Source organism: Clavibacter lycopersici, assembly GCF_003576405.1.
GTDB classification, from domain to species: Bacteria; Actinomycetota; Actinomycetes; order Actinomycetales; family Microbacteriaceae; genus Clavibacter; species Clavibacter lycopersici.
The window spans coordinates 1-541 of the sequence record NZ_QWGT01000522.1 but is presented as its reverse complement, the minus strand read 5'-3'; the positions used below and the strand labels follow the sequence as shown (position 1 = coordinate 541).

General features: G+C 76.9%; 1 pseudogene. It reads right to left on the bottom strand.

The features are described from left to right. Nucleotides 1-541 (bottom strand): annotated as a pseudogene (locus tag DZG00_RS16335) (transglutaminase domain-containing protein); the annotation flags it as partial.

Genomic DNA, 541 nt, shown 5'->3' with positions numbered 1-541 from the left:
CGCGACCTCGTCGGGCACGCCCGTCGGTCGCGGGGCGACGGCGTCGCCCGGGCGCTCGTCGGCGAGCGCCTCGAGCGGCGGGGTCGACGCGACCACGGCCTCGAGCTCGTAGGCGTCGCCCGTCGTGAGCCCGCCGATCACGGCGCCGGTGGCGCTCGCGTCGTCGTAGTAGAAGGAGTCGGCGAGGCGTCCGGCCTCGTCGCCCGCGAAGGCGATGCGCTCCAGGCGCCCCGCGCCCGGCAGCCACACGCCGCGGTAGGCGTCGACGACGACGTCGAGGGTCACGTCCTCGCCTCGTACGCCCGTCTGGTCGAGCCGGTACGGCACGCGCGCGAACGTGCCGGACGCCTGGCCCGTGCGCGAGGCGTCGACGCTGCCGCGCGCGCCTCCCGTGCCGTAGACCACGCCGTCGTAGGTGTCCAGCGCGGCGAGCCGCACCCGGCCCCCGGCGGGCAGGCCGGCCACGGTGAGCAGCGTGTCGTCGACCGCAGGCGCCTTCCAGTAGGTGCGGAAGGACGAGAGCGGGCTGACCTGCTCGCGC